This is a genomic window from Hallerella succinigenes (assembly GCF_002797675.1).
In the GTDB taxonomy this organism is placed as follows: Bacteria; Fibrobacterota; Fibrobacteria; order Fibrobacterales; family Fibrobacteraceae; genus Hallerella; species Hallerella succinigenes.
On record NZ_PGEX01000001.1, the window covers coordinates 1 to 24,340 of the forward strand.

A 24,340-nucleotide genomic window follows, 5' to 3' on the forward strand; every position below is an offset into this window, starting at 1 on the left:
GTGACGTCTACAACCACGGGAAATAGGAAGCCTAACACTCCTCGCTAGTACGCTGGAGCGCAGCCCGCTAGAACAGCATGAAAAAGCCCCTTCGAGAGTGTAGAACGGAATTTAACATCTTGTATACTATAAAATGTTAAACAGATTCAAGCCAGCGACTCAAGAAAACATTATAAACGCAGTAGTTTTTGCCTTTAGCGAGAGAGTTTCAAGCAAAAGTTCCTTTTCCACAAGCGACGTGACAATCCGCTTGACGGCTGCAGCGGTTCCCAGTTTATATTTATTCAAGAAACTACCCGCCGTGGGTTGTGCAACGGAGCCTTCCTTGGCAACCGCTTTCAAGAACTGCCACTGTTTATCCGTCAGCAAGTTACGACGTTCCAAGAAGCCATTCATTCCCTCGCGCAAGATTTCGGCGCAAGACAGACGCACATCGGACAAAGTAATTTTCTTGCCAGCATCACGGAACAAGCGGTGGCAAAGATACTGCATATAAAACGTATGGCAACGGGTCCACTCCAAGATAAACTCAAGAGCATCGTCATCAATGCGGCGACTCCCCATGCCAAACAGTTTCTTGATAAACGCGCCATAGATATCCGGCTGGATTTTGTCGAGATAAACAACATGCGTACTTTCGTAGAACGGGCTTTTTTCGTTCACAAACATATCCGTCATGATATGCTTTTGGCTTCCACAAAACACGAAGCGTACATTTTTTAGCGGCTGGATATAGGTGCGCAACAGCGCCTCCATATTCACTCCCTTAAAATTGCGGATAATTTGGAATTCATCAAATGCAATCACAAACGTCTTTTTTTGGGAACCCAGAAAATCAAAAAATACTTTTGAGCGTAGAAAGCTTCTGCCCATCGTTCTGGTACGCAATGCTCACCTGTGGCGAACCCGAAACAGGGTCGTACGACACCAATGGACGAATCCCAGGAAAAAATGAGAAGAACTTCTTCAAAGTAGGCTCGGCCTTCACAGCTGAGACAATGGATTCCGAAAGGAGCTTGACAAAATCCTCCAGATTGTCTGCCGAGTAAATGTCGCAATAGCAGAGCGTCATGGAGCGGCGTTTTTTGGCAAGTTCATCAAAAACGTGGTAGACCAATCCCGTTTTGCCATAACGACGCGGAGAAATCAGCGTCACATGGATGCCGTTTTGCAATCGTCTATAATATCCCGTGTTTCTTTTTCGCGATCGCAAAAAAAGTTTCAGCGCTTTCGTAAGGGCGTAAAACAAAAGGATTTTCCATAGATACCTCCATTTAACATTTTGTAATATACAAAATGTTAAACAAAAAAAAATCAACAGGAAATATGAGCTTAACAAAAACAAGGTGACCCATAGTCCTGGAGCCCCATCTTCTAACCACAACACAATTGAATGTTTAGAGAGTATGCCTTATTCCGCATCCTTGATCAGACGGACAGAAGCGTATTCTGGATAATCTTCGTCGTCAATTTCATCAACACCATCTTCGAAACGCACACACGTGTAGAATTTTTCGCGACTAATCGCATGGCTTATCGGGTCAACCGTTTTTTCGACACACCAAAATCGTCAAAATTGTTTATCTTTTCATCACCCAAAACAGAGACCTATGTTCGCAATTCCGCACCTCCAAATTACACGTATCTATTACAGGCTTGTTATCGAAAACTACAAGCGTTTTTTCAGGTTTCCAGAAGCGGGCATACGCGGAGCACTTGGTTATTACCTGTACGATGAAATCACCAAGGATTTTGCAAGCCCCGCCCACCGTGAAAACTGCACGCACCTTTACAGCGCACTCCTTGACCCCTTGCCGGGCACACCCGCACCGCCCGAAGGTCCGCAACCCCGTTCCATAAACCTGCGATTTTTCGCCTTGCCGCAGGAACACGACAAGGCCGGACTCGAAGTCACCTTCTTTGGACTGTCCAGCACACTTTCCGATACACTCGAAAAATGCCTGACCGCTCTTGGCGAAGAAGGTATCGGACACGATGCGACACGTTTCTACATTGACGGGATGCGCCCACCAACCGTCACAGACATTGCAGATGTTCAGGTCTCCAATAGCGATTCGCTCAAGCTCGTTTTTTTTACGCCGACAACCTTTAGACACTACCGCAAGGAGTCCACAGACTGGAACCTTGAAATGTTCTCGTGGAACCTTCTGCAAAGAATAGAGCTGCTTTGCAAGGCCTACGGCAGTATAGACGGCGCAGACTGGAACTTCGACGAACTCTTGCACGATTTACTCGCCATGGAATCCCAGGCAGCAACCACCAAGACAACAAGGTCTCGACTGAGTTCTCGCCAGAACAAGCGCATCTACTACTCCGGTTTTACGGGCACGGTAATCCTAAAGAACATTTCCGAAACAGCGAGAGTGCTCCTTTCGATAGGGGAAATGGTCGGAGTCGGCAAGAACACCACCTTTGGCGGCGGGCGATACGCGATTACCGTATAGAAAAAAGTTTACAGCTGATTTTTTGCGTTTTTTCGCGAAAAATGATGTATATTTAGGGTATTGGGGCCCAGACCCGCGAGTTTGAGCAGTATATTCTAAGCACCGGCAAAAACGCAATCAGGCTACTTCGTTGAATATCAACGAGTTAGAGAAAAATCCTTCGGAAAAAGTCGATTCGAAGGTAGTGCTCAAAAAGTCTGGCAGAAAAACGCCCTCTGGAACCCTTGATTTATAAGGCCTCGGCGATGCCACCCCTCCGAAAGCACTCCACGATATACAGTGGATTAAGACCCATAATCGTCTGTAAGTGCGAAGCAGTCAATGGCACTCCGAAAGCACTCCACGATATACAGTGGATTAAGACTGCGATTACCCGACGCAAAAACATAAGACGCTTGTTCCTCCGAAAGCACTCCACGATATACAGTGGATTAAGACTCCACGCGGTGTGGGTACGTGAAGAGCGTTGCGTGGCTCCGAAAGCACTCCACGATATACAGTGGATTAAGACAACTTGGACAAGTCGCGAGCCTTCTTGACCATATAGGCTCCAAAAGCACTCCACGACATACAGTGGATTAAGACTGCACAACCACGGAACCATCGTCGCAAGTCTTGGCTCCAAAAGCACTCCACGATATACAGTGGATTAAGACCCCTCTTAAGGGCTTCTGTCAGCTTCCGTTCGATCTCCGAAAGCACTCCACGATATACAGTGGATTAAGACTTGAGTCTTGAAAGGATAGCCTCCGTGATTTGCTCTCCGAAAGCACTCCACGATATACAGTGGATTAAGACTCCCGAACCCACGCACTGAACGGCGTCATCGCTCGGTGCTCCGAAAGCACTCCACGATATACAGTGGATTAAGACGCAAGTCTACGATTACTTCTGTAGTGACAACACTGACTCCGAAAGCACTCCACGATATACAGTGGATTAAGACTTTTAATTCTTCTCTATTGTTTATTGTTTTGAGCTCCAAAAGCACTCCACGATAAACCACGAACCCCATTTGCGTTTTTGCTGACAAATTTTAGGCTCCGCTTCGGCGGGGCCTTTTGTGTTTTGTACTACATATAAAAACGTATTTCTGTATACGATTTTGTATATACATCCATCAACGCATATAGTCCTAATTCTCCACCCTGCGATTTTTGCCTGAAAATCGCATTTTCCTTTTGGCACGGGTTTTGCAAATAGCTGTATGTCCGGGAAACTCCCGGACAAAACAACAACCCTCAACAAAGGAGAACAACCATGATTCCAATACTCCCCATCCTCGCCGGAATCGCATCCGCAACAACCATCATCAAAAACATCCGCGACATATAAAAAAGGAGGCCATCTATGGCAATCGCCTTCCTCGCCACAATCATCGGATTCCTCGTCATCGCCCACCAATCCTAACCCATCCCCTAACCCAAAGGAGGCTCGCCATGTCCTTCATCCCCGAATATAACGACACCGTCTTCAGCGAAATCTAATCGCCCAACCTCCATCAACCATACATAAAATCTTTCGCGGTAGCCCCGCCCGCAAAAGATTTTCTTTACCATAAGGGACTTTCAACTATGAACCTCTACATCACAGAACAAGGAACAAGCATCCGCAAACAAGGCAACCACCTCCGCCTCACAAAAGCAGACAAACTCGTCGGAGACTACCTGATTTCAGAAATATCCTCGGTAAACATCATGGGCGCAGCATCCATCAGCAGCGACGCAATGGCATCGCTCAACGACGCCGGAGCAAGCGTAGCCTTCCTTGACCGCGGCGGACGATTCAAAGGCAAATACACCTCGCAATCCGCCAAGAACGTTTATCTAAGACTCGCCCAATACGACGCTTTCCGTAATCGTCACGAATCCTTCGAAATTGCAAGGGGCTTCGTCGTATCAAAAATAGAAAGCGGAATCGCGCTGCTGAACGCCTGCGACAAGAATCCGCACAACCCCTTCCGCTTTGACGCACGCCCCGCAATGCAAAAGTCGCTCCAGTCTGCAATGGACTGCTCCGGCACCGACAAAAATACGCTCCGCGGAATCGAAGGCAACGCCGCCAAAATCTATTTTTCAAGTTACGCACAATGCCTTATGAATGGCATCCGCTTCCCCGGACGAAAATTTCACCCCTGCACCGATCCCGTAAACGCACTGTTATCACTCGGCTACGCATTTACCGCAAAACGCATCGAAGCCTTGCTCGAGACCTATGGATTCGACCCCGCCATCGGATTCCTGCATGAACCCGAATACGGCAGGGCATCTCTTGCCTGCGACATGCTCGAAGAGTTCCGCCACCCGCTTGTCGATAGACTCGTCCTTAAAATACTCAATAGAAAATTCATTGGCACAACAGACTTTGTACGCAAGGGCGACTCGGACGACAGCCCGCTACAACTGACCCGCGAGGGAATGGCCGCGTTCATCCGCCACTACGAGGAATTCTGCGATTCGCCGAACCGCGTGGTACCAGACAACGAAGGCGCATCCTGGAACAGCCTAATGCGTTTGCGCGTAGAAGCTTTGCGCCGCCGCCTACTCAAGAAAAAACAAAACACAGTGGGCATCACAACTCAGGAGGCCGCATGAAATACGTGGTGGCATTTGACATTTCTAACGGCAAGAAACGGAAAGCCGCTGCCAAAGCCTGTGCAAAATGGGGATTCCGCGTGCAAAGATCAGTCTTTGAAATCTTTATGGATTCTTCAAAAGTGGAGGATTTTTCAGAGCAGCTTCTCGGGATAATCAACCCTGATCATGACACGGTTCGTTTGTATCCTCTCGACAGTGACAACGACCAAAACATCGTGATTATCGGCACGGGCAAGCCGGTTCGGAAACTTTCTTACGCAATTATATAGATCAAGCCGTTTTTGGTGGTTTTTCGCGGAAAATGATGTATATTTGGGGTATTGGGCCCAAACCCGCGAGTTTGAGCAGTATATTTGAGACACCGGCATCATCGGCTACTCCATCATCCAAAAAAATCCGCGACATCTAACCCTTACCCAAAGGAGGCTTGCCATGTCCATCATCCCCGAATACTCCGACACCGCTATCATCGACTAAACGCCATCCCGCCAACCCACAGCCTTCATTTTTACCTCCTGAACACAAATCCCCGGTGCAACGCGCGTCGGGGATTTTTTCGTTGTTTTGGGTGGGACGGCGCGACTTTTTACTTATTCGCGAATCCATATTGCAAAAAAGGGGCAATTATACTATATTGATTTAGAATGCGAAATTTTTCGCATTGATTTTTTTCGCACAGGGAGCATCATGAACCCGTTCAAATTCGGAACCATCGTAGAAGACGAATATTTCACGGATCGCGTGAACGAACTTGCGCAGATTAAGGAATTACTGAACAGCGAGAACCATCTCGTGCTAATATCCCCGCGCAGATTCGGCAAGAGCAGCCTGGTAGCAAGGGCGCTTCGGCAGATTGGCCGTCCGTCCATAACTATTGACTTCATGAAAGTCCTGAATGTGGAAGATTTGGCTTCCCAAATTTTACGCCAGGTGTTCCAGATACACAAATTCGAAAAGATCAAGCACCTTATGAAGCTTTTCCGCGTCGTGCCCACGCTCTCCTTCAATCCGGTGACCGAAGGTATGGATGTGAGCTTCGTTCCCTCGGTAGGAAAACCGTCCGCCATGTTGGAAGATTCCCTGGACTTATTGGAAAAGGTGTCTTCTGCAAAGAACCGACTTATCGTGGTGTTCGATGAATTCCAGGAAGTGAATTCCATAGACAAAACCCTGGCGAAGCAGCTGCGGGCCATCATGCAACGGCAGAAGGGATTGAATTACGTGTTTATGGGTAGCCAGGAATCCATGATGGAGGAAATATTCGAAAAGAAAAAGTCCCCATTTTTCCATTTTGGCGAACGCATGAACCTGAAGAAAATTCCTTACGAGGATTTCTATTCCTATATAGAAAGCCGCCTGCCAAATATGCCAGCAGAGCGAAAGGCTGCCATCACAGAAGAAATTTTGAAATTCACAGATGTGCACCCTTATTACACGCAACAGCTTTCGGCCGCAGTCTATAACGCAATCGAGTACAGCAAGGTCAAGGAGAATCCTGTGGCCCACGCCATAAAGAGGCAGGTGGAAGAGCATTCCCTAGATTACGAGCGACTCTGGGCGAACATGAACCGCACCGACCGCAAGGTGATGCTCGCGCTAGCCAATAGGCGCAACCCCATGACCGATAGATCGATGGCCCCCAGTACTTTGTTCAGCGCCATCAAACGTCTGCTGAAACAGGGGTACGTCATCAAGACCACCGGTTATGAGCTCGAAGACCCATTCTTTGGTGAATGGATTTTAGGGAACTAAAAAATGGGGGCTCCGCTTCGGCGGGGCCTTTTGTGTTTTGTACGGCATATAAAAATGTATTTCTGTATACATTTTCGTATACGCATTCATCAACATTTTCAGCCCTGTTTTTCCACCCTGCGATTTTTGCTTAAAAAACAGCATTTTCCTTTTGGCACGGGTTTTGCATATAGCTGTATGTTCGAGAAAATCTCGGACAACAAACCCTTAACCAAGGAGAATCACTATGCTCCCACTACAACTCCTCATCACCAGCGTCACCACCATCTACAACATCGTCGAATACATCAACAGCAACAAATAACCCACCACACCCTAACCAAAAGAAACCTCGCTATATGCGAAACCGAACTCGAATTCCTCGCCAAATACTGCTAAACCCACAGCTTTCATATTTACCTCCTGAAAACAAATCCCCGGCGCCACGCGTATCGGGGATTTTTCGTTGTTTCGGGTGAAATTATGTGATTTTTCGCGAAAAATGATGTATATTTGGGGTATTAGGGCCCAGACCCGCGAGTTTGAGCAGTATATTCTAAGCACCGGCAAAAAGGCAATCAGGCTACTTCGTTGAATATCAACGAGTTATAAGAAAATCCTCCGAAAAAAAGTCGATTCGAAGGTAGTGCTCAAAAAGTCTGGCAGAAAAACGCCCTCTGGAACCCTTGATTTATAAGGCCCCGGCGATGCCACCCTCCGAAAGCACTCCACGATATACAGTGGATTAAGACTTCTGAAAGTTGTTTAAGTAGTCTTAACCTGTATCTCCGAAAGCACTCCACGATATACAGTGGATTAAGACCATACTTCACAGCAAAAGTATTGTACTTGTCTTTGCTCCGAAAGCACTCCACGATATACAGTGGATTAAGACCCAAAAGCCTATAGTATGCCTTGTCCGTATTTCGTACCTCCGAAAGCACTCCACGATATACAGTGGATTAAGACTTTTTTGCTCATATGAGAAAGGATTTTGAGAGTCTCTCCGAAAGCACTCCACGATATACAGTGGATTAAGACATCTCTGCGAAGATCTCTGATAACGGAGTTTCTCCTCCGAAAGCACTCCACGATATACAGTGGATTAAGACGGAACTAAACGTTCCTTAGCATCCCTCTTCGCCTCCGAAAGCATTCCACGATAAACCACGAACCCCATTTGCGTTTTTGCTGACAAATTTTAGGCTCCGCTTCGGCGGGGCCTTTTGTGTTTTTGTACTACATATAAAAATGTATTTCTGTATACGATTTTGTATATACATCCATCAACGCATATAGTCCTACTTCTCTACCCTGCGATTTTCGCTTAAAAAGCACATTTTCCTTTTGGCACGGGTTTTGCATATAGCTGTATGTCCGGGAAACTCCCTGGCAAAACAACAACCCTCAATAAAGGAGACTCACTATGATCCCATTACCACTCATCATCAGCGGCGTCACCACCATCTACAACATCGTCGAATACATCAACAGCAACAAATAACCCTCCATCCCTAACCCAAAGGAGGCCCGCCATGCCCATCATCCCCGAATACTCCGACACCGCCGTCATCGACTAACTGCCATCTAGCTAGTCGTCCCTTAAAATCCCGCCCAGCCCGCATAACTATTGGGAAAAACTGATTTCTACCCTGTGAAAATATTGCAAGGTTTTCTAAAATATGATTGAAAACCTTGCAATTTTTTATGTACAGACCGCCAAAATCCCACGCACAGACAAGCCTTTTCTGTTCCCTTGAGGAGCAGTTGAACCACAAGCATTCCCTCTACGTTCTCGCGAACAAGATTGACTGGAACAAGTTCGAGACCGAGTTTTCGAAACGGTTTGACGACAAAATGGGTGCGCCGAACAAGCCGATCCGTCTCATGACCGGGCTCATCATCCTGAAGCACATCCGCAACGTATCGGACGAGTCCGTCGTGGAGCAGTTTCAGGAAAACGCCTATTACCAGTATTTTTGCGGAGAACGGTTCTTCTCGACGGAGCAACCCTGCGACCCGAGCGAACTTGTTCACTTCCGGCACATGATTGGCGAAGCGGGCATGGACATGATCCTCAAGGAAAGTATCCTCGTCAACGATGACCACGATAAACAAGGACCGACAGGATGCGGCACGGTCTTTCTTGACACGACCGTGCAGGAAAAGAACATCACGTTCCCTACAGACGCCAAACTTGCGAACAAGATAATAGAACAGGTACAGAGGATCGTGGAAGAGCATGATCTTCCGCAAAGACAGTCCTACAAGAGAACCTTGAAGAAGGTCCATCGTGACCAGCGTTTCCGCAATCACCCGAAGAACGGCAAGAAGGCTCACAAGGCAGATCGCAGGCTGAAGACAATCGCGGGACGGCTCGTCCGTGAATTAGAGCGAAATCTCGCCAGCAAGAACTTGTTGAACACGTACAAAGAAAAAATCGAGCTTTTCAAAAAAGTTCTGGCACAGAAGAAATGCGACAAGGACAAGGTCTATTCGCTTCACGAACCCGAAGTAAAATGCATCGGCAAGGGCAAGGAACACAAGAAATACGAGTTCGGCAACAAGGTGTCAATCGCCCGGAGCTACAGCGGCATCATTGTCGGCGCGGTCTCGTTCCGGGACGAGTATGACGGACATACGATAGACGATACGCTTGACCATGTTGAACAAATGCTTGGATTCAGGCCGAGCCAGGCCGCATGCGACCGAGGCTACCGCGGACAAAAGGAATCCGGAACGACAAAGATCGTGATACCGGACGTCCCGAAGAAAAACGCGACTTACTACCAGAAGGAAAAGGCTCACAAGCTTTTTTGCAAGAGGGCAGGCATCGAGCCTATCAACGGCCACCTGAAAAGCGACCACCGTATGGGTAGAAATTTCTACAAGGGAATCTTTGGCGACATGCTCAATGCAAAGCTTGCAGCAGCGGCGTTCAACTTCAAGAGGGCCATGAGGCGCTTTTTTGTCCTGTTGGAATGGCTATACTGTTGCTTCCTTTGCCGGGAAGGGGTGAATAAAAACGGCGAACCTCCTTATCCTGCGCTCGCGAAGTGACTTTTTAAGGGTCAACTAGCTAGCCCCACAGCCTTCATATATACCTCCTGAACACAAATCCCCGGTGCAACGCGCATCGGGGATTTTTCGCAGATTCCACAAGGGTGTGTATTTTACGGAAAATCACGGAACCTTACATGCCTAAACTGGTGCGTCATCGCAACGCTTCCGTCTACAGCATGTCTTTCCGTTGCAATACGCTCCGTTGTGCTGTAAACGCACCGGACGCCATGGGCGCGGCACCACTGGAGTACGCCCACCGTTGCGCCCCATTCTCCTTGCGCCCAGACAACATCGTCCTTTGAAGCGACTTGCCCAAGCCAGTCCAAAACGGGTTGAACAAACGCTACCACAGAATCCGTTTCAGGAGGAACCTCGCCCCATCTTTTTTTTAGGGATTCCGGCAAATCGACACACTCTACAACGCCGAGCATCCGCTTGGCATCGTTTATCTGCATTTCGGTAGCAGTATGATTTGTCACATTGAAAATTTTTGCCATTACGCCTTGCTCCGGCGACGGTCCATTTTTTGGTAGTTGCTGTAACCGAGCAGCTTTGCCGCCTTGGTCTTTTCTCCGTTACATTGCGCAATTGCTTTGTCTATAAAGTTTGCGCGAATTTCGTCCAGTTTCGCCTCCAAATCAAAAGGCAGCAAAACAGGGCCTTTGGGTAAATCAAAATCTTGCGTTTCCGTATTTACGCGGTCGGGGCTATCGATAAAGCTCTCATCAAACAAGTCCGAAAACTTGATGCACGTTCCTCCGCAAGTAATTTTTGTAACTGCAGCGCGGTATATGCGGTTTTCGAGTTCACGGAAGTTGCCAGGCCAGCTATAACCGCTTTTGGCATTGTCGTTGTAAAAATTACTATCGATTTTCATTTTAGTAAGTTGTTCCGCAACGACTTCGCTGGAGTCCGCCTGCATTTCCTTAAACTTGTCCAAAAAATTGTTCGCATTTTGCAAGCAATCCTTTGGGCGGATTCTTAAAGGCGGAACATGTACATGAAACTTGTTGATTCGGTTGAACAAGTCTTCACGGAATCGACCTTCGTTAATTTCTTTGCGCAAGTCCTTGTTGGTCGCACAAATGACCTTAGGCGGATCCTGCAGCTTAATTGGTTCATCGGTTCCTAACGGTTGAATTTCGTTGTCCTGAAAGAAACGGAGCAGCAAGGCTTGAGCCGATAACGGGAGGTCCCCGATTTCATCCAAGAACAGGCAGCCCTTCTCGCCGGCAGCTTTAATTTTCCCTTCTCGGTTTGATTCCGCTCCAGAAAAAGCACCTCTTTTGTGTCCAAACAGTTCACTAGCTATCAGGTTTTCTGAAAATGCAGAGCAGTTCACGTTGAGCATTTCCTTGGAGCGATTTCTTTTGGTCCTGATTGAATTCACGCCCCACATCAACTGGGCATATCCGGTCTTGCCACAACCATTGTCTCCCGTAATCAGAACTGGCTGGCTTCCGCTCATCTTTGCAATGACATAAGCCTCCCTGAAACATTTCAATGAAGGTTCATCCAAGCAATCAAGCTTATTGTATTGCTGCGCCAACTCTTGGCAGCTCTCTTGCGATGCTATCGCAGGAAACAAATCGTATTTCACAGCACTAACCTCTTATAAAAGTTTCAGGGCCAAATAAGACCAAAGTTCTGCCGAAGTTTTGTCCAATGTATTTGGGTCGATCCATTGCGGCGAACCGATTTCGGAATCAAAAACTAGCACCGAATCGTCAACCAGCAGCGAGAACACGACTCCCGTATGCACATGGCCCACTTCGGTCTGTTCTTCGTTGATAAGCCCAAGCAGTTTCAGGGATTCAGGATCGATGTCGGCACCAATTTCTTCCTTGATTTCGCGACAAACCCCAGCAATTAACGTGTCGAACAAGGTATCTTTCCTGTCGCCGTCATTCACGTGGCCTCCGATGCCCAGCGAAAGTTTCTGAGCCAGACGCTTCTCGGAACCGCATCGGCGGTAACTCAACAATTTGCCTTCTGCATTTTGCACAAGCACATACGGAATCAGTTGCTTTTTCGTGGAGTCGTTTTCAGCTTCTGCACGGGGCACAAAATGGTATGGAAATTTGTTCAGCGTTGCAACCGACAACGGAAAAAATTCTTTGGTCAAGTCAAAGAAATTTTCCAAATCCGAACGACAGACATATACAATATTCTCATTCTTCATAAATGCACCCTTTTTCAATTTTCACGATGTTGTCGTCAAGCCAGTCTTTCACTTTCAGGTTCATTTCGTTCAGCAGCTTCATTTTTTCTCTATACGGCAAGAAAGCCATTTCGAACGAATTATATAAAAGCGAAAGAATGTCCCAAAGAGAAAGCCCTCCACGGGTCAGTCGCGCAGCCTTCAAAAGCTCATTGGTTATGTTGGTCCGCGACATACCGGGATCGTCCGTATTGACGGTCACTCGGATTTTTTCATCCATGTATTTGCGCAACGGGTAGTCGGGTAGATTCTGGTCTGGATAATAGTTGTCCTTAAAGCCTACAATCTGGTAGTTGCTCGATGGACACATTTCGACACCTATTCGACGGTCCCTGAATTTGGGCAACAAGTCACCGTCGCGTTCTACAAGCGTAAGCCCGTGTCCAATACGTTCCGCATTCAGGCAATAGACCGCTTCCCAGATATTTTCGGCAGGCATCGTTTCGCCGGCATGGACCGTTACATTTTTGCAGTCCATTAAAATCCGTTGGAATTTACCGCGTAATTTTTCAGGTCTTCTTTTGCTCTCGTTACCTGCAACGTCGAACCCACGGAAATATCTCTTGAATGCTTCGCCACAATCTATGTCTTGTTCCAGGTTTCGGTACAATTCTATCGCGGCATCTATATCTTTTAGCTTGCCATGCCTTGACGCAATAAAAATCATCGAAGACCTTATGCCCATTTTGATTTCGGCACGCGTCATCTCATCAAGAATGGTTCGTACAACATCTCTAGGAGCAAATATATCGGTCTTGTAATTGATGGGCGAACAGCGGATTTCTAGATATTTTAGGTTATTATCTTGCACATTCCTATAAAGAATCTGAAGGACTTTGCGTAAAGTCTTTTCGTGTTTCAGCAAGCCCGAACCCTGCAGGTCGCCCAAAGATTCATACGGCGTCAAATCCAAAACTGTTTCGCCATTTTTCACAGTTTGCGCAATTCCAACGAATTGCTGTTCAACGCGCAAATCCTTACCACCATTGCGTTCTTGACCGTAGATAATTTCGTCCAACTTTTCAGGAGCATTTTTGGACTGCAACACATAGGCGGCAACGACAGACAATTCTGACACGTTCAATTTTTTAGCAAGTCGGCGTCGCCAATTCTTCCAACTTTCGCCGGGGCCAGGGCCTTTCAAGTCCCAATTCTTGAATTTCGGATTTTGCCTTCGTTCGTCGCGAAGTTCATCTTCAATTGCACCTGCAACCTCGATGATTTCCTTTGGCGAAAGTACGCCGCCCAAGTGGCAATGCAAATCTGCCTTTGGCAAAGTCTTTAGCAGTTTAAGTTCCTTGCTTCGCAGGTCTTGATGAACGCCAATTTTAAAATCCTTGAGGCTTTGCTGCGCATTCGAGGACAGCGTATATACAATCGGGAAGTTGTCGTAAGAATATTGGTTACTGCTCCAGTAAGACGAATAGAAATGCCTGGCCGCTTCGCGCTTTTCTTCGACCTTTTTTAGGAACGGTTCGACGCCCTCCGGGTTTTCGAACAGGAATGTCGTTTCGTCCAGGGCTTCGCAACATCGATTCCCTGCAAACATGTCATATTGCTTTGCAGCTTCGCCACCATACCAATCGTTGAACAGGTCACTCGCCGGGAAAGGTTTCAATTCTACAGGGAAAATGGATTTCTTTTCAGCTTCGTTTAAACAAATCTTTGAACCATCTAAAGTAATCTTCGGATTAGCAGATGCCGTCACATGCATCATCATGTCACAGCCAAAACAGTAGGCCGCATCTTGGATATCGGCGCTCATCGTCTTGCGGCCGCAGGCAAGCGATACGACGCGCTTGCCGCCGTTCGCATATAGCTTAGAGGTAAAAAGCACCTGCAAGGCAAGATTGTGGAACTTATCTACTGATTCCTTGCTGTCGATGTCATTGACGCCTTTCAGCACAAATATGCGAATAGCCAGCTTGCTTGCAGGAGCGTATGAATTACACCATTCAGCAATACGCTCTCGCATTTCTGAAAGAGACATCGATCTAGGATCCTTAGGGTCTTTTTCCTGGTCTGTAGAAATTAGCCACAGTTCGTCTATCGTCTGGCCTTGCAGCACCTTTTTAGCACTTTCGCGAAAACCCTGCACCGATTCTTCTGGAACATTTCCATAAAAGTCCATGCCACCTTCTTCATAGAAGAAGGCTCCCACCGTTTCTGGAATAATTTCCCAACTTAAACCAAGCGTGCTAATGAGGATATTTTTGGGCATAATTTATCTTAATTCATTTAATGCAACGCATTTCCAAGACATTCAACAACTACGCCATTTCCTTTTTCATTACAGAACAGACGCATGGCGCTGCCGTCGGCCCAGGCATCGCATTCATTACTCCAAGGATGGTTACCCTTCACAAGCTTGTAATCAAGCCGGCGAATATTCTTTACCTTTCCGCTCAAAAAGAACGCACACAAATCATCAATACGTTCATTGACGATTTTTTTTCGGAATGCATCCAGCCCTTCTACTGACTTGCGAAACTTTTCACCCTCTCGGACTAAATCGCATACAAATGTATGAACTTTCTCCCCGTACAGTTCTTGCTTTGCGCTTTCCCAGGCGATTTGCCCCCACGGGGTAAACTGGCCGTTTCGCACCCACAAGGAATTGAGCCGTTCCGGATTCTTTGGCGGAATTCCCAGAGAAACGCGACGATAGTCATTGAAGTTCTGGCGGATCGTTTCGATTTCTTCCCAGCGCACGGGGAGGTGCGGCATCGAGAGGATTTCGCTGTGACCTTCGAACAGGTAAATCGTTTCGTCGGCAAGGAACTGTCCAAGAATTTGCATAAAACCGGAGACCGACTTGAATCCGCCCGCCACATTGAATACATACTTTTCGTTGGAACTTCTCTGTTCAGGAGAAGGAATGTTGGCAAACGCCCATTCCGCAAGCGAGGCAAGCCCCTTTTCGAAATTTTCGAGCGAAGATGTTGAAAGAGAATCGATCTTCTGAAGTTGCACACTCATGTAGCCGTGGTGCGTGAGCCATTCTTCGACAAGCGAAGCGGCATTTGCTCCAAGAACAGTGTCTGTGTGCAACAAGAAGCACAAGCATTCCGATGCGGGGATCTTGTTCTTTTCTTGCCAGCTGAGCAGGCTGTTCAGTTCTGCCGATTTCGCGCGGGCATCGGCAATAGAGTAATTCTGCCATTCTTCTATCAACGAATCGTAATGCGCATCGATTTTTTCTTTTGCTCCCGGCAAAAGTTCATCTTCGTTGCGGGCATTGCTATTCTTGATAATCAAGTCATTCAGTTCCGGATCCTTACGGGCAGGATTCGTAAACGTACTCGTACCACAGGTAGTATAGATAAAGTATTGCATAGTTGTCAGCAGCACTCCTTAACGACTCGCTCTGTTCAATACAGAAAAATTAAAACTAGGATGCGGGACATGGTGTTAATAACTGTATTTATCCTTACGAAGTTCTTTTGCTCGTTTTAGACTTTCAGCATTTGAACTGGTATTGGGGCCATGATTGTCAAAAACACGCCCTGTCAAATCAGACGGATGTGGAGGATCTTCATCCCCATCACTTTCTAAATCGTAGCAATACAACAGCTGATTATCTGCAGTAATATCAGGCAATTTCTGATACCATCGTCCTGCTTGCGTATGATTCATAAACCATTGAAGTCCACTACGCTGAACAGAATTTCTGCTACTGACCTTTATTGCACGAGGATACCGCATCATCGTCACAGGTTCCTGTGACTTTTTATACCATTCAACACGTCCTGTAATCGTTTCTATCGGAGCGATAGCATTCAAATCAATTGAATCACCATTTTCATCGAAGGCATCCATCTGAGTCACCTTGCAGTGTCCTAAACCAAGCGGTTTTCCACCGCCCAATTTCCAATCAACCTTGCATGCAGTCACTAGCAACGACAATTCTTTTTCAGACAAAGCACGGAAACTTATTTTCAATCGTCCCTTTTGTCCAGACTTCAGCAAATCAACAGTCTTGACAATAGACTGTTCACCAAATGGTTTCATACGTTTGCATTGTTCGTCAAAAACGCCCTGAATATCGTAGAGCCAAGGTTGTTCTCCATCAGCAGCATTTCGATAAACTTTGTAACCATTCAGCCCTTTTTCCGTTCTATAAAACGCAATGCATCCAGGATGAGGCTGTGCTAACGGAGCCAGTTGAATAGCTTCATCGAGGCCACCCACAGCAGCCCCTTCAAATACAAGATTATGGCAACGCACCCGTGACGCAAACGAAATGCCATCCTTATTTTCACTAACCATGCCGAACACGTCCGTAACCATATCAACTTTATTGTCAGAGTTCATTGAATCCGGCCACAAATACTTCGGTAAAATAGAATCCATTCTATGACTTGAATCACCACCTCGACCCCAACGAGCCCACTGAAGTGATTTCGCCGAAGCATCGTCACCTAGCTCAAGCCACACCAAGTCACCACCAAACAGATTTGGGTGAACCCCATTGCGATTCTGCCCTAGATAATCCCCCCACTTTTTAGCAACAACAGTTTCGGGATCGGAATCGTTTTTGAGGAACATGGCTTCCATTCCTCTTGTTTTCAAATCAAAACGATTTTTGTACCAATTACATTCAACATAATATCGAGAATGCTTTCTATCACACTGCTTACTGACAGAAGTGATATTCATCGGCGAATCAATCCAAATTTCTCTATTATTCCTATCATTCAAGTTAATACCAGCTTGCATCGCCAATTTTCGCAAAGCGTCACCATTCACCTTGGGAAATAAAGGTTCGCCCTCAGCATTTTTCACCTTTGTCAAGTTCGCCGCAACACGTGGACCACTTAATTTCAATTTCCACGGAGTTTCCGAAGACCTTTTCTGCGCCAATTTGGTCAAATCTTCATTAACATACAAATACTTGACCTCTTTATCTTTTTGAGGTCTGAAATCATCTATTTCCAAATTGTTATCCCGAAACAACTCACTCAGAGCCCCCAGTGAAACCATTTTCGTTATTCCACGCTGGATTTTTCCATCGTGAGAAGAATCTCCCGATTCCACCACTTCAGCAAGTTCCGTTTTCTTGGCGCCATTTTTGCCCAAAACATTCATCGACAAGTCTCGTCTCTGGCATAGCCACATATCCTTGTCCATATAGCCAAGCGTTCCACCACTCAGAATGGTCATCAACGTCCGCAGACTACCGCGAACAGAAGTTGCAGGGACAACGACATCATTACCTATCTTTAACGCCTTATACTTAAAGTGTTTTCCTTCTTCTTTCTTGTTTTCGGAATCCATTGAAAGAAGTGGCGAAGCAGTTTCAACAGTCAGGTTCAAAACACCCGTATAACGCTTTTCGGTCGTGTTTTCATCCACCGTCAAAAACGAAGGATTATGGCGCTCTGGAGATTTATCCGGGAATGGGATAAATGTGTATGGATTATAAAACTCACTACCATAAGTCCTTACAGACTCATCTGTTTGCTTAAATTTTTCCTCTCGAGGGCGACGTTCTTGCGGGCGAGCATTCCAGCCCGAACCACGTTGGTCATTATTCCGAAAACCTCCTAAGCGATCATACTGAGAACGACGTTCATTTCTATCTCTAGGCGGATTATTAGCTTTAGATGTTTCGGCATTTTTTCCAGCACGATTCATTATCTTGTTCATGTTCAGCTTTGATAAATCACGCATAATTACACCTCCGCCTTTTGCACACCGAGTTCTGCAATATCAGACTCGATTTTATTTTTCAGTTCATCCCAGTTTTCAATTTCAAGCAAGCCACTTGCCTTGCTACTGCCGATAGAGATAATGCCCAAATGGATTGCAAGTAGCGTTTTTTTGAGCCATTCAAGTTCCTTAGCATTCGGAGCAACCACTGAAACATTCATTTCAAAAGCACAATTTCCGACTAGCACCTTACTAAAAAACAATGCCCCCTGCACTGTGCCACCCGAGAAACGGTCAACCGCAACGTGTGCGCGACTTTGCTCGCAATTTTCCTTCGGATTGGACAAGCAGTAAGCATCAGTGAAGTGAATTCGTCCACGTTTTTTTAGTGTACCGAACAAATCCAGAATCGGTTCTTCACCGGCACCATCTTTTACAGCAAGGCGGGTCATCCACGAACGGATTACACCCCTAAAGGACGAACCCGGAATTCGCCATTTCTTTGTGCCGTTGGCTTCGTAGACATATTGCGGAGCACAGGTATCGCCATCCAGGTTTTTACCATAGCCCACAGAAATGTCTTCACCACGAGGGATTTTGAACATTACTTTATAGTTCTTTACGAACTGCGTTGATTCGGCGCCAAAAGAAACAGGAGCGCATCCAGAAAGATTTGGTTCCAAACCACTTCGGTCTGCATAGCGGACATCCTGCCACTTGGCAAAGCCATCTACCGTGGAACAATCAAACGCATAACATTTAACATCGCTTGCATCCATACGGCCAATACCACGATTACGGTTACCGCCTAACAGCAGTGTTGTCGCAAAGACACCTTCCAACGCACGCAAAATATTTTCAGCAGGTTGTTCATCTCGGGGAATTACATATATCAGCAACTGACCTTTCGTCTGTGGTGGCAACATTTCAACACCAAACAAAGCAGTATCAGCAACCGAGCCTGTCTTGCGATCCACCTGATTGTGCATTCTTGTTTCCGGAGTCTGTTCTCCCGCATTGAGAACCACATCCGCCACAACAATCTGCGAAACCTTAAAATCATTCTTGCCTTCAAGTTTGTCGCCAAACCAGAAACAAATTGATTTATCAGGCACACCTGCTTCTCGTAAACCATTACGCAATACGCCTGCAAGCGAGGTTCCGCGAAGTACCGGCAAGCCCTCACCATTACGAGCAATCTCTATCGCATTTGCCCCACGACTTTCACCAGCCGCAAGGCCCTCGGGAAATTTAACGACACCAGAAATCCTATAATACTTGCCCATATTCTATTCCTCCGCGACTCTGAGATCATGCCAAACATTCAAAGCTGCCTTGACATAGGCCGAATCCTTTTCCAGAAGCGTTTCAATATCTTCCATCACAAACTTCCAACGGTCCCAAATGTTATCAGGTCGATGCAACTGCTTGTCGAAATACGCTTTTACCTCGACTTTATCAGCAGTTTTGTCTGCCGCAATTCGGCAAATCAATTGCGAAATCTGGCTTGCACTCAGCGGATTGCCGCTTCGCTGCGATGTTTTCCACAAGAGCCAGCCTTCCTTAGCAGCATCATTCGCTGATGCAACCGTTTTCTTTTCCGGATTCGGAATGTAACGGCTCTTCGCAATACTGGGGTGCGGAAGAACAGCACCAAAGCCGCGTTCCTTGCCGCCACCGATTCCCTTCAAAAATTTTTCACACAGGTTGTCAGGAATTTGCCTTAGGCTAAACACGGAACCCGGAGCAATCACCCTTTCAGCCTTTTGCAGACCGTTTTTATGACGGTTCCAACCGAAAAGGATACGAATAGAAGCAGAAGCCTTTTCAACCTCGCCCCAACCGGCACGTTCCACCATAGTTTTCAAAATTTCATCAGCAGATTCTGCGGTAATGTCAGAATCCACAAGAATAGGAGACTGCACGATAAATGCAGGGACTATCTTGTTATCCTTACTGGTCCTCGGCAATTCAACTGGCAAGGAGTCAACTTTTTCAACAAAGAGCTTACCTGTTCCACGAACCGTTCTTGCCTTGCCTATGGACACAACAGGATCCGTTCCAGGATTCTTTTCGTTGCCAAGCACATTTTCAAGCAAGCGGAACGCTTTTTCGGGCATCGCGGCAAAACCGACAAAACGCTTTTCGGCTAAGGATTCTATCGTGTAAAAAGCCCTTTCGTCATCAGAGGCGCCACCGTTTACAACACCATGGGCCGACAAATGGCGGGCCATATCGCCCGAACGCCAAAGAGTGACCTTGTCCGTTCCACAAGCAATCAACACGCCATCTGCCGATTTAATCGGTGCATTCTTGGGACACTTTTCCCATTGAAAAGGTTCTATCATCTCGTCACAGAAATTGTAGGTATCGTTCGCATTGGCGAGCTTACTTATCTTGTGCGAGGCAGACGCCCATACAGAATAGCAACCATCAAATCCAGGAACATTCGGAATAGGAAGCATCGGCCACGTCCTAAAATTTTCAGATTCAAACGCGGCCGTCGCTACAGCCGGATTCAGCGAATTGATCTTGGTCAAAATACAACCCTGTACCGCGCTTGCGGGAATCGCAAAACCAGAAACAATCGTGTTGTTACCTACAATGGGAAGTTCCGGTACGCAAATAGACGAATCGGCAACAAAGGACAGCTTGACAAAAACCGTTTCGTCGTTACCGACCGTGCAGCATTCCGATGAAGACGATTCTTGAACAGCAAAATCGTTCAGTGCGAGTAGTTCACGAAGGACCATTCCCGGAGTTCTCTTTTCGTCCGCAATCGAAACTACACAGGCTCCCGCCCCACGATTGCGTGAGCCGCCCACTTCGAACACGGAAAGCAGAGAATAACGAACAAGCAAATCGACGAATTTCGAATCCACATTCAGATGGACATGCCCGCTGAACTTGCTACCCGCCGAAATAGCCTCGTTGGTACGCAGCGAAGAATCCTTCGCCACGCCGTTCTCGTCTATCGCGGTTCGCGATATCAGCCTAGTGGCAGCTTCGCCGTCCACGCACGCATCGGTCACCGAGAAGAGCGCACCGTTTTCGCGCAGGGCCCCCGGCACACCAAATGCGTCCAGAATTTTTTTCTTCTTGTCATCAGAAACGAACCCGGGCAAATCTTTCACGACTTGACGCATCAGTCCCTTTATGTGCGAAGCCGGAATCACGGGATTTCCGTCGACATTTCTTGCAACGAGACCATCTATCAAATCGGAGCCAAGTCCACTTGAAGTTTCCGCATCAGAAACCAACCGAATCGTATAACTTAAATTCAGCATTATGCAGTCTCCTTTTTCATTCGCACATTTTCTTCGCACAGCTGAATGGCGTCAATCACCGGTGTCGAACGGGTGTCGCCCTCGTCTTTCCAGCACGACCGCCCGCCCAGTTCATAACCCGATTCGGCAAGGTCCTGCGCCAGGTTATGCCTCTTTGCAATGGACGCGACAAACGCCAGACGGTCATAAAAGCCCTTGCGCATTGCTGGCAGCACCTTATGCAACTGAGAACGAGCAATTCCAGCGGCATCGCCTTCCGACTTAGCAGCATACCTGCTCACCAGCGGCTCCACAACGGTTTCATAATCCTTCAGGGTATAGGGCCTTTGAGTCAGCTTAATCGTCATATTCAAATCCTTGTCATGGAACATCAGTTCGCGCTGACGCCTTGCAGCAGGACTATCAATAACGGAGTCTGTTACAAATTCCCAGTCAAGGCAAGGTTCGGCCGGTTTTCCATCAACAGTCGTCTTTCTGCCTCGACTTTTCGCACTCGCCAAAAGCGATTCGGCAAAGTCAATCGCCGTATGCAACGGGAGCGAGACCGGGCAGAACAGGACTCCCGCCGAGATCGTAATTTCGCCACCTGTCGCAGGCCAAGCCTCAGGCGTTTTCTTTGAAAATTCGTTAAACTTCGCAATAACGGTCTTTACAAAAAGCATCGCATACGACACATGGCAAATCACCGAAATATCGTCGCCACCAACAATAATTGGGCGAATCGGCAGAACGACATCCTCGCCCACCAGCGAACCGTCATCGTCCTTTGTTCCTGACCATGCATCAATTACAGCAAGAATACCGGCCTTGGTCGCTTCGCGGGAGCAACAGTCAATCGCCTGACTCATAGTCCGCAACAATGCTGTCATTTTTTCGGGAGCTTCGCCCTTGAGCGATTCCGATTTCTTGCGCAATTGTGACCCCATGTCATTGCCATCCATGCAAATGACCGCCCAACGATTCCTGTTCCCCAAAGCCTTCGCGCCCTTGCGACCATCCTCGTCGTTGGCACCATTCTCAGCAAGAGCACTTACATTATGGAAAAACTGGCCGTCCTTGTAGCGTTCCAAATTCGCCGGCCATTGCATGCTCTTGAGTAAGTCGTTTTCGTACCAGCGGAAAGTCTTTTCTCCGCGCTTATACAGTCGTTTTTTCACAACCCAATGCGTATCGCCATTCGTTACCGGATAAAGGCCGCTCGTCGGGCAGGGCTGCCCCTCCAAGGATTCAGGAATAAACGGATAGACCTCCGTGGCGTTACGGCTTGCCTCCAGATAATCTTCATCTAGCCCAAATCGGATGTCCAGCCCAATCTTGTGAGCTTCTTCCATAATCATCTTTTTCAAGCTATCGCTCACCGCATCGCCATCGCAGGTAAATGTGCCCTTGCCGCCACCGGCATACAACAATTCACAGCCCGCACATTTCAGCGACGGGATCGTCACTCTATCAAACTGGTCGATCAGAGCGCTTCCGCCAATGATATATTTCAGTTTGGGAATCCTGAAAATGAAGGACTGAATTCCTCGGATATCGTAACAAAGGTACATACCATTTCCTTTTTTAATTTACATTCAAAAACATATACTAAAAATACAGAAATGTATACAAACACCTTATTTTTTTCAGAGCTCCACGTTATTCCAACCTGGGATATTCACACAAATGAACATTGAACCCAAAAAGTTCCACTTTCTGAAACCCTGAAAATTTCAATCTGTAGAGAACTTACTGCCAAGAGTATATTTGCTTAAAAAGAATACCCTATGGCAAAATCTGAAACTTTCACATTCGTTTGCGACAAATGCCAAATTGAGACTGAACTGCCTAAATTTCTCGTAAACACAATGCAGACTGTCCTTTCTGTGGGGTCCGGCAGAATCCACCCATTGACGAGGTTCAGAAGAATATCAAATTTTCCATCTACACATTCATCGATGATTACGGCATGGATTTTGTCATCGACACCATTCGAAACATTAAAATTGAAGAAGGCTTTAACCATTCCCCACTCCCCTTTGTGTGCGGCGATTTTGCGATAGAGTCGTACCTTGTCAACTCGGCGTATCCATTTAACATTTAGTAATATACAAAATGTTAAACAAAAAAAATCAACAGGAAATATGAACATAACAAAAACAGTGACCCCACCAGCCTAGCCGGCGGTTTTGAATACATACAAAAAAGACCCGCAGTTGATGTGAACCCCGAAAGTTGGACACAACTTTCGGGGTTTTCATGTACCAGAAACACACAAAAGAAGAATGGGCCAAGGCCTATGAACTTCACAAGGATGGTTACGACTCTCCGTCAATCTCAAGGTTGACAGGTCTGGAACTGTCCGAAATTAAGCGCCATATCCGGCTTTACCGACAGACCGGCTGTTGGCAGACTGAAAGGAAAACGAATGTTCGGTCAACTCCTGCCTTGAGGAGGACTGTCATCGACGCGGTCGTCAAGAAATCTCTATCTTATGCGGAAGTTATCGCCAAGTACAGCATAAGTTTTACCAGCCTGAGTTCCTGGCTGCGGAAATACCGTCATGGCGGATACGAAGAACTGCTAGCTACCAAGCCGAGAGGGAGACCACCCAAGATGAACAAGGCCAAGCCGAAATGGACAACGGGAATGAGCGAGATTGAACGCCTCAGGGAAGAAAATGAGTATCTAAAAGCGGAGAACGCCTACCTAAAAAAATTAAAGGCCCTAGACCAGGAAGAAAGTGCCGAGATGTTCGGTATAGGGCCCAAGTCGTCCGCGAACTGAGCGCCGAGTACGCCCTGAGACATCTCCTGAAGGCTAGCGGGCTGTCCCGCTCCACGTACTACTACAACCTCAAGGATGGCCCCGACCGCTACGCCGTCGTGCGCAAGCGAATCAAGGCCATACACGCCCAGAACAAGGGCCGCTATGGCTACCGCCGCATCGTGGCCCAGCTCCGGAACGAGGGCTATGCCATAAACCACAAGACGGTCTATCGGCTCATGAAGGAAGAAGGCCTGAAGAACGTGCGCAGGCGCTGCAAGTACCGCTCGTACAAGGGCGAGGTCGGCAAGACCGCCCCGAACAGGCTCAAGCGGAACTTCAACACAAAGGCCCCCAACAGGAAATGGACTACCGACGTGACTCAGATAAACATCGGCATGGACAAGTGCTACCTGTCGCCGATACTCGACATGTATAACGGCGAGATAGTCAGCTACGCAATCTCGGACCATCCGGACCTGAAGATGGTAATGGACATGCTGGACAGGGCATATGCGAAGAAGCGTACCTGGAAGCGACTGGTTCTGCACTCGGATTAGGGGTGGCACTACCAGCATG

At 47.2% G+C, this 24,340-nt stretch carries 18 protein-coding genes and 2 CRISPR repeat arrays; of the genes, 7 read left to right on the forward strand and 11 right to left on the reverse strand.

Going from position 1 to position 24,340, the window contains the following annotated elements:
* Positions 1–159 precede the first annotated feature (159 nt).
* Together BGX16_RS14910 and BGX16_RS14915 are read right to left on the reverse strand one after the other, a co-directional pair.
* Positions 160–807 (reverse strand): ATP-binding protein, encoded by a 648-nt coding sequence (locus BGX16_RS14910; RefSeq protein ID WP_241899369.1) that lies wholly within the window; start codon positions 805–807, stop codon positions 160–162.
* 28 nt (positions 808–835) lie between these two features.
* The gene (locus tag BGX16_RS14915) at positions 836–1,174 is read right to left on the reverse strand and encodes a hypothetical protein (RefSeq protein WP_241899370.1); all 339 of its coding nucleotides are present in this window, start codon (positions 1,172–1,174) and stop codon (positions 836–838) included.
* A gap of 436 nt (positions 1,175–1,610) precedes the next feature.
* Here BGX16_RS14915 and cas6 point away from each other — a divergent pair, with 436 nt between their 5' ends.
* The 5 genes from cas6 (at position 1,611) to BGX16_RS00030 (ending at position 9,853) form a co-directional block, all read left to right on the forward strand.
* Complete coding sequence (gene cas6 / locus BGX16_RS00010; RefSeq protein WP_100424224.1) at positions 1,611–2,465, forward strand: CRISPR system precrRNA processing endoribonuclease RAMP protein Cas6; 855 nt, start codon at positions 1,611–1,613, stop codon at positions 2,463–2,465.
* A gap of 254 nt (positions 2,466–2,719) precedes the next feature.
* Positions 2,720–3,411: direct repeats of the CRISPR family, unit length 37 nt; unit sequence CTCCGAAAGCACTCCACGATATACAGTGGATTAAGAC.
* Between the two features lie 628 nt (positions 3,412–4,039).
* Positions 4,040–5,059, forward strand: a complete 1,020-nt coding sequence (cas1, locus tag BGX16_RS00015) for a CRISPR-associated endonuclease Cas1 (RefSeq protein ID WP_100424225.1) — start codon at positions 4,040–4,042, stop codon at positions 5,057–5,059.
* Entirely contained in the window at positions 5,056–5,331 is a 276-nt protein-coding gene (cas2, locus tag BGX16_RS00020) for a CRISPR-associated endonuclease Cas2 (RefSeq protein ID WP_100424226.1), read from the forward strand. The genes cas1 and cas2 overlap by 4 nt, the downstream gene beginning before the upstream one ends.
* A gap of 418 nt (positions 5,332–5,749) precedes the next feature.
* Positions 5,750–6,814 (forward strand): AAA family ATPase, encoded by a 1,065-nt coding sequence (locus tag BGX16_RS00025; RefSeq protein WP_198514819.1) that lies wholly within the window; start codon positions 5,750–5,752, stop codon positions 6,812–6,814.
* Between the two features lie 694 nt (positions 6,815–7,508).
* A CRISPR array of direct repeats spans positions 7,509–7,905; the repeat unit is 37 nt; unit sequence CTCCGAAAGCACTCCACGATATACAGTGGATTAAGAC.
* A 595-nt stretch (positions 7,906–8,500) separates the two neighbouring features.
* The gene (locus BGX16_RS00030) at positions 8,501–9,853 is read left to right on the forward strand and encodes an IS5 family transposase (protein WP_198514820.1); all 1,353 of its coding nucleotides are present in this window, start codon (positions 8,501–8,503) and stop codon (positions 9,851–9,853) included.
* 113 nt (positions 9,854–9,966) lie between these two features.
* On the opposite strand, the gene csx20 is transcribed toward BGX16_RS00030, so the two are convergent.
* The 9 genes from csx20 to BGX16_RS00075 all read right to left on the reverse strand — a co-directional run bounded on the left by csx20 (position 9,967) and on the right by BGX16_RS00075 (position 22,566).
* A complete protein-coding gene (gene csx20 / locus BGX16_RS00035) occupies positions 9,967–10,353 on the reverse strand; it encodes a CRISPR-associated protein Csx20 (protein WP_100424227.1) in 387 nt (128 codons plus the stop codon).
* Positions 10,353–11,456, reverse strand: a complete 1,104-nt coding sequence (locus BGX16_RS00040; protein WP_157797785.1) for a sigma-54-dependent transcriptional regulator — start codon at positions 11,454–11,456, stop codon at positions 10,353–10,355. The genes csx20 and BGX16_RS00040 overlap by 1 nt, the downstream gene beginning before the upstream one ends.
* 12 nt (positions 11,457–11,468) lie before the next feature.
* Entirely contained in the window at positions 11,469–12,038 is a 570-nt protein-coding gene (locus BGX16_RS00045) for an NUDIX domain-containing protein (RefSeq protein WP_100424229.1), read from the reverse strand.
* A complete protein-coding gene (locus BGX16_RS00050; protein ID WP_100424230.1) occupies positions 12,028–14,298 on the reverse strand; it encodes a CRISPR-associated ring nuclease in 2,271 nt (756 codons plus the stop codon). Before BGX16_RS00050 ends, BGX16_RS00045 begins: the two co-directional genes overlap by 11 nt.
* Before the next feature lie 17 nt (positions 14,299–14,315).
* Positions 14,316–15,413 (reverse strand): putative CRISPR-associated protein, encoded by a 1,098-nt coding sequence (locus tag BGX16_RS00055; RefSeq protein WP_100424231.1) that lies wholly within the window; start codon positions 15,411–15,413, stop codon positions 14,316–14,318.
* 75 nt (positions 15,414–15,488) lie between these two features.
* A complete protein-coding gene (locus tag BGX16_RS00060) occupies positions 15,489–17,750 on the reverse strand; it encodes a hypothetical protein (protein WP_100424232.1) in 2,262 nt (753 codons plus the stop codon).
* Between the two features lie 2 nt (positions 17,751–17,752).
* Positions 17,753–19,015 (reverse strand): RAMP superfamily CRISPR-associated protein, encoded by a 1,263-nt coding sequence (locus BGX16_RS00065; RefSeq protein ID WP_100424233.1) that lies wholly within the window; start codon positions 19,013–19,015, stop codon positions 17,753–17,755.
* A 3-nt stretch (positions 19,016–19,018) separates the two neighbouring features.
* A complete protein-coding gene (locus BGX16_RS00070; RefSeq protein WP_100424234.1) occupies positions 19,019–21,016 on the reverse strand; it encodes an RAMP superfamily CRISPR-associated protein in 1,998 nt (665 codons plus the stop codon).
* Positions 21,016–22,566 carry a Cas10/Cmr2 second palm domain-containing protein gene (locus BGX16_RS00075; RefSeq protein ID WP_100424235.1) on the reverse strand — a complete coding sequence of 517 codons (1,551 nt, stop codon included), beginning with the start codon at positions 22,564–22,566 and terminating at the stop codon, positions 21,016–21,018. The genes BGX16_RS00070 and BGX16_RS00075 overlap by 1 nt, the downstream gene beginning before the upstream one ends.
* Positions 22,567–23,254: 688 nt before the next feature.
* Between BGX16_RS00075 and BGX16_RS00085 the strand changes: the two genes are divergently transcribed.
* Positions 23,255–23,782, forward strand: coding sequence for a helix-turn-helix domain-containing protein (locus BGX16_RS00085; RefSeq protein WP_100424741.1), 528 nt, complete (start codon positions 23,255–23,257; stop codon positions 23,780–23,782).
* Positions 23,783–23,808: 26 nt separating this feature from the next.
* Positions 23,809–24,321, forward strand: coding sequence for an IS3 family transposase (locus BGX16_RS00090; protein WP_241899569.1), 513 nt, complete (start codon positions 23,809–23,811; stop codon positions 24,319–24,321).
* The last annotated feature ends 19 nt before the right edge of the window (positions 24,322–24,340 follow it).

Bases quoted from the DNA above. Each gene is read 5' to 3' on its own strand.
- cas2 (WP_100424226.1), top strand. From the start codon at position 5,056: ATGAAATACGTGGTGGCATTTGACATTTCTAACGGCAAGAAACGGAAA.
- cas6 (WP_100424224.1), top strand. From the start codon at position 1,611: ATGTTCGCAATTCCGCACCTCCAAATTACACGTATCTATTACAGGCTT.
- BGX16_RS00060 (WP_100424232.1), bottom strand. From the start codon at position 17,750: ATGCGTGATTTATCAAAGCTGAACATGAACAAGATAATGAATCGTGCT.
- BGX16_RS00030 (WP_198514820.1), top strand. From the start codon at position 8,501: ATGTACAGACCGCCAAAATCCCACGCACAGACAAGCCTTTTCTGTTCC.
- BGX16_RS00055 (WP_100424231.1), bottom strand. From the start codon at position 15,413: ATGCAATACTTTATCTATACTACCTGTGGTACGAGTACGTTTACGAAT.
- BGX16_RS00085 (WP_100424741.1), top strand. From the start codon at position 23,255: ATGTACCAGAAACACACAAAAGAAGAATGGGCCAAGGCCTATGAACTT.
- BGX16_RS00050 (WP_100424230.1), bottom strand. From the start codon at position 14,298: ATGCCCAAAAATATCCTCATTAGCACGCTTGGTTTAAGTTGGGAAATT.
- BGX16_RS00075 (WP_100424235.1), bottom strand. From the start codon at position 22,566: ATGTACCTTTGTTACGATATCCGAGGAATTCAGTCCTTCATTTTCAGG.
- BGX16_RS00070 (WP_100424234.1), bottom strand. From the start codon at position 21,016: ATGCTGAATTTAAGTTATACGATTCGGTTGGTTTCTGATGCGGAAACT.
- BGX16_RS00025 (WP_198514819.1), top strand. From the start codon at position 5,750: ATGAACCCGTTCAAATTCGGAACCATCGTAGAAGACGAATATTTCACG.
- BGX16_RS00045 (WP_100424229.1), bottom strand. From the start codon at position 12,038: ATGAAGAATGAGAATATTGTATATGTCTGTCGTTCGGATTTGGAAAAT.
- cas1 (WP_100424225.1), top strand. From the start codon at position 4,040: ATGAACCTCTACATCACAGAACAAGGAACAAGCATCCGCAAACAAGGC.
- BGX16_RS00065 (WP_100424233.1), bottom strand. From the start codon at position 19,015: ATGGGCAAGTATTATAGGATTTCTGGTGTCGTTAAATTTCCCGAGGGC.
- csx20 (WP_100424227.1), bottom strand. From the start codon at position 10,353: ATGGCAAAAATTTTCAATGTGACAAATCATACTGCTACCGAAATGCAG.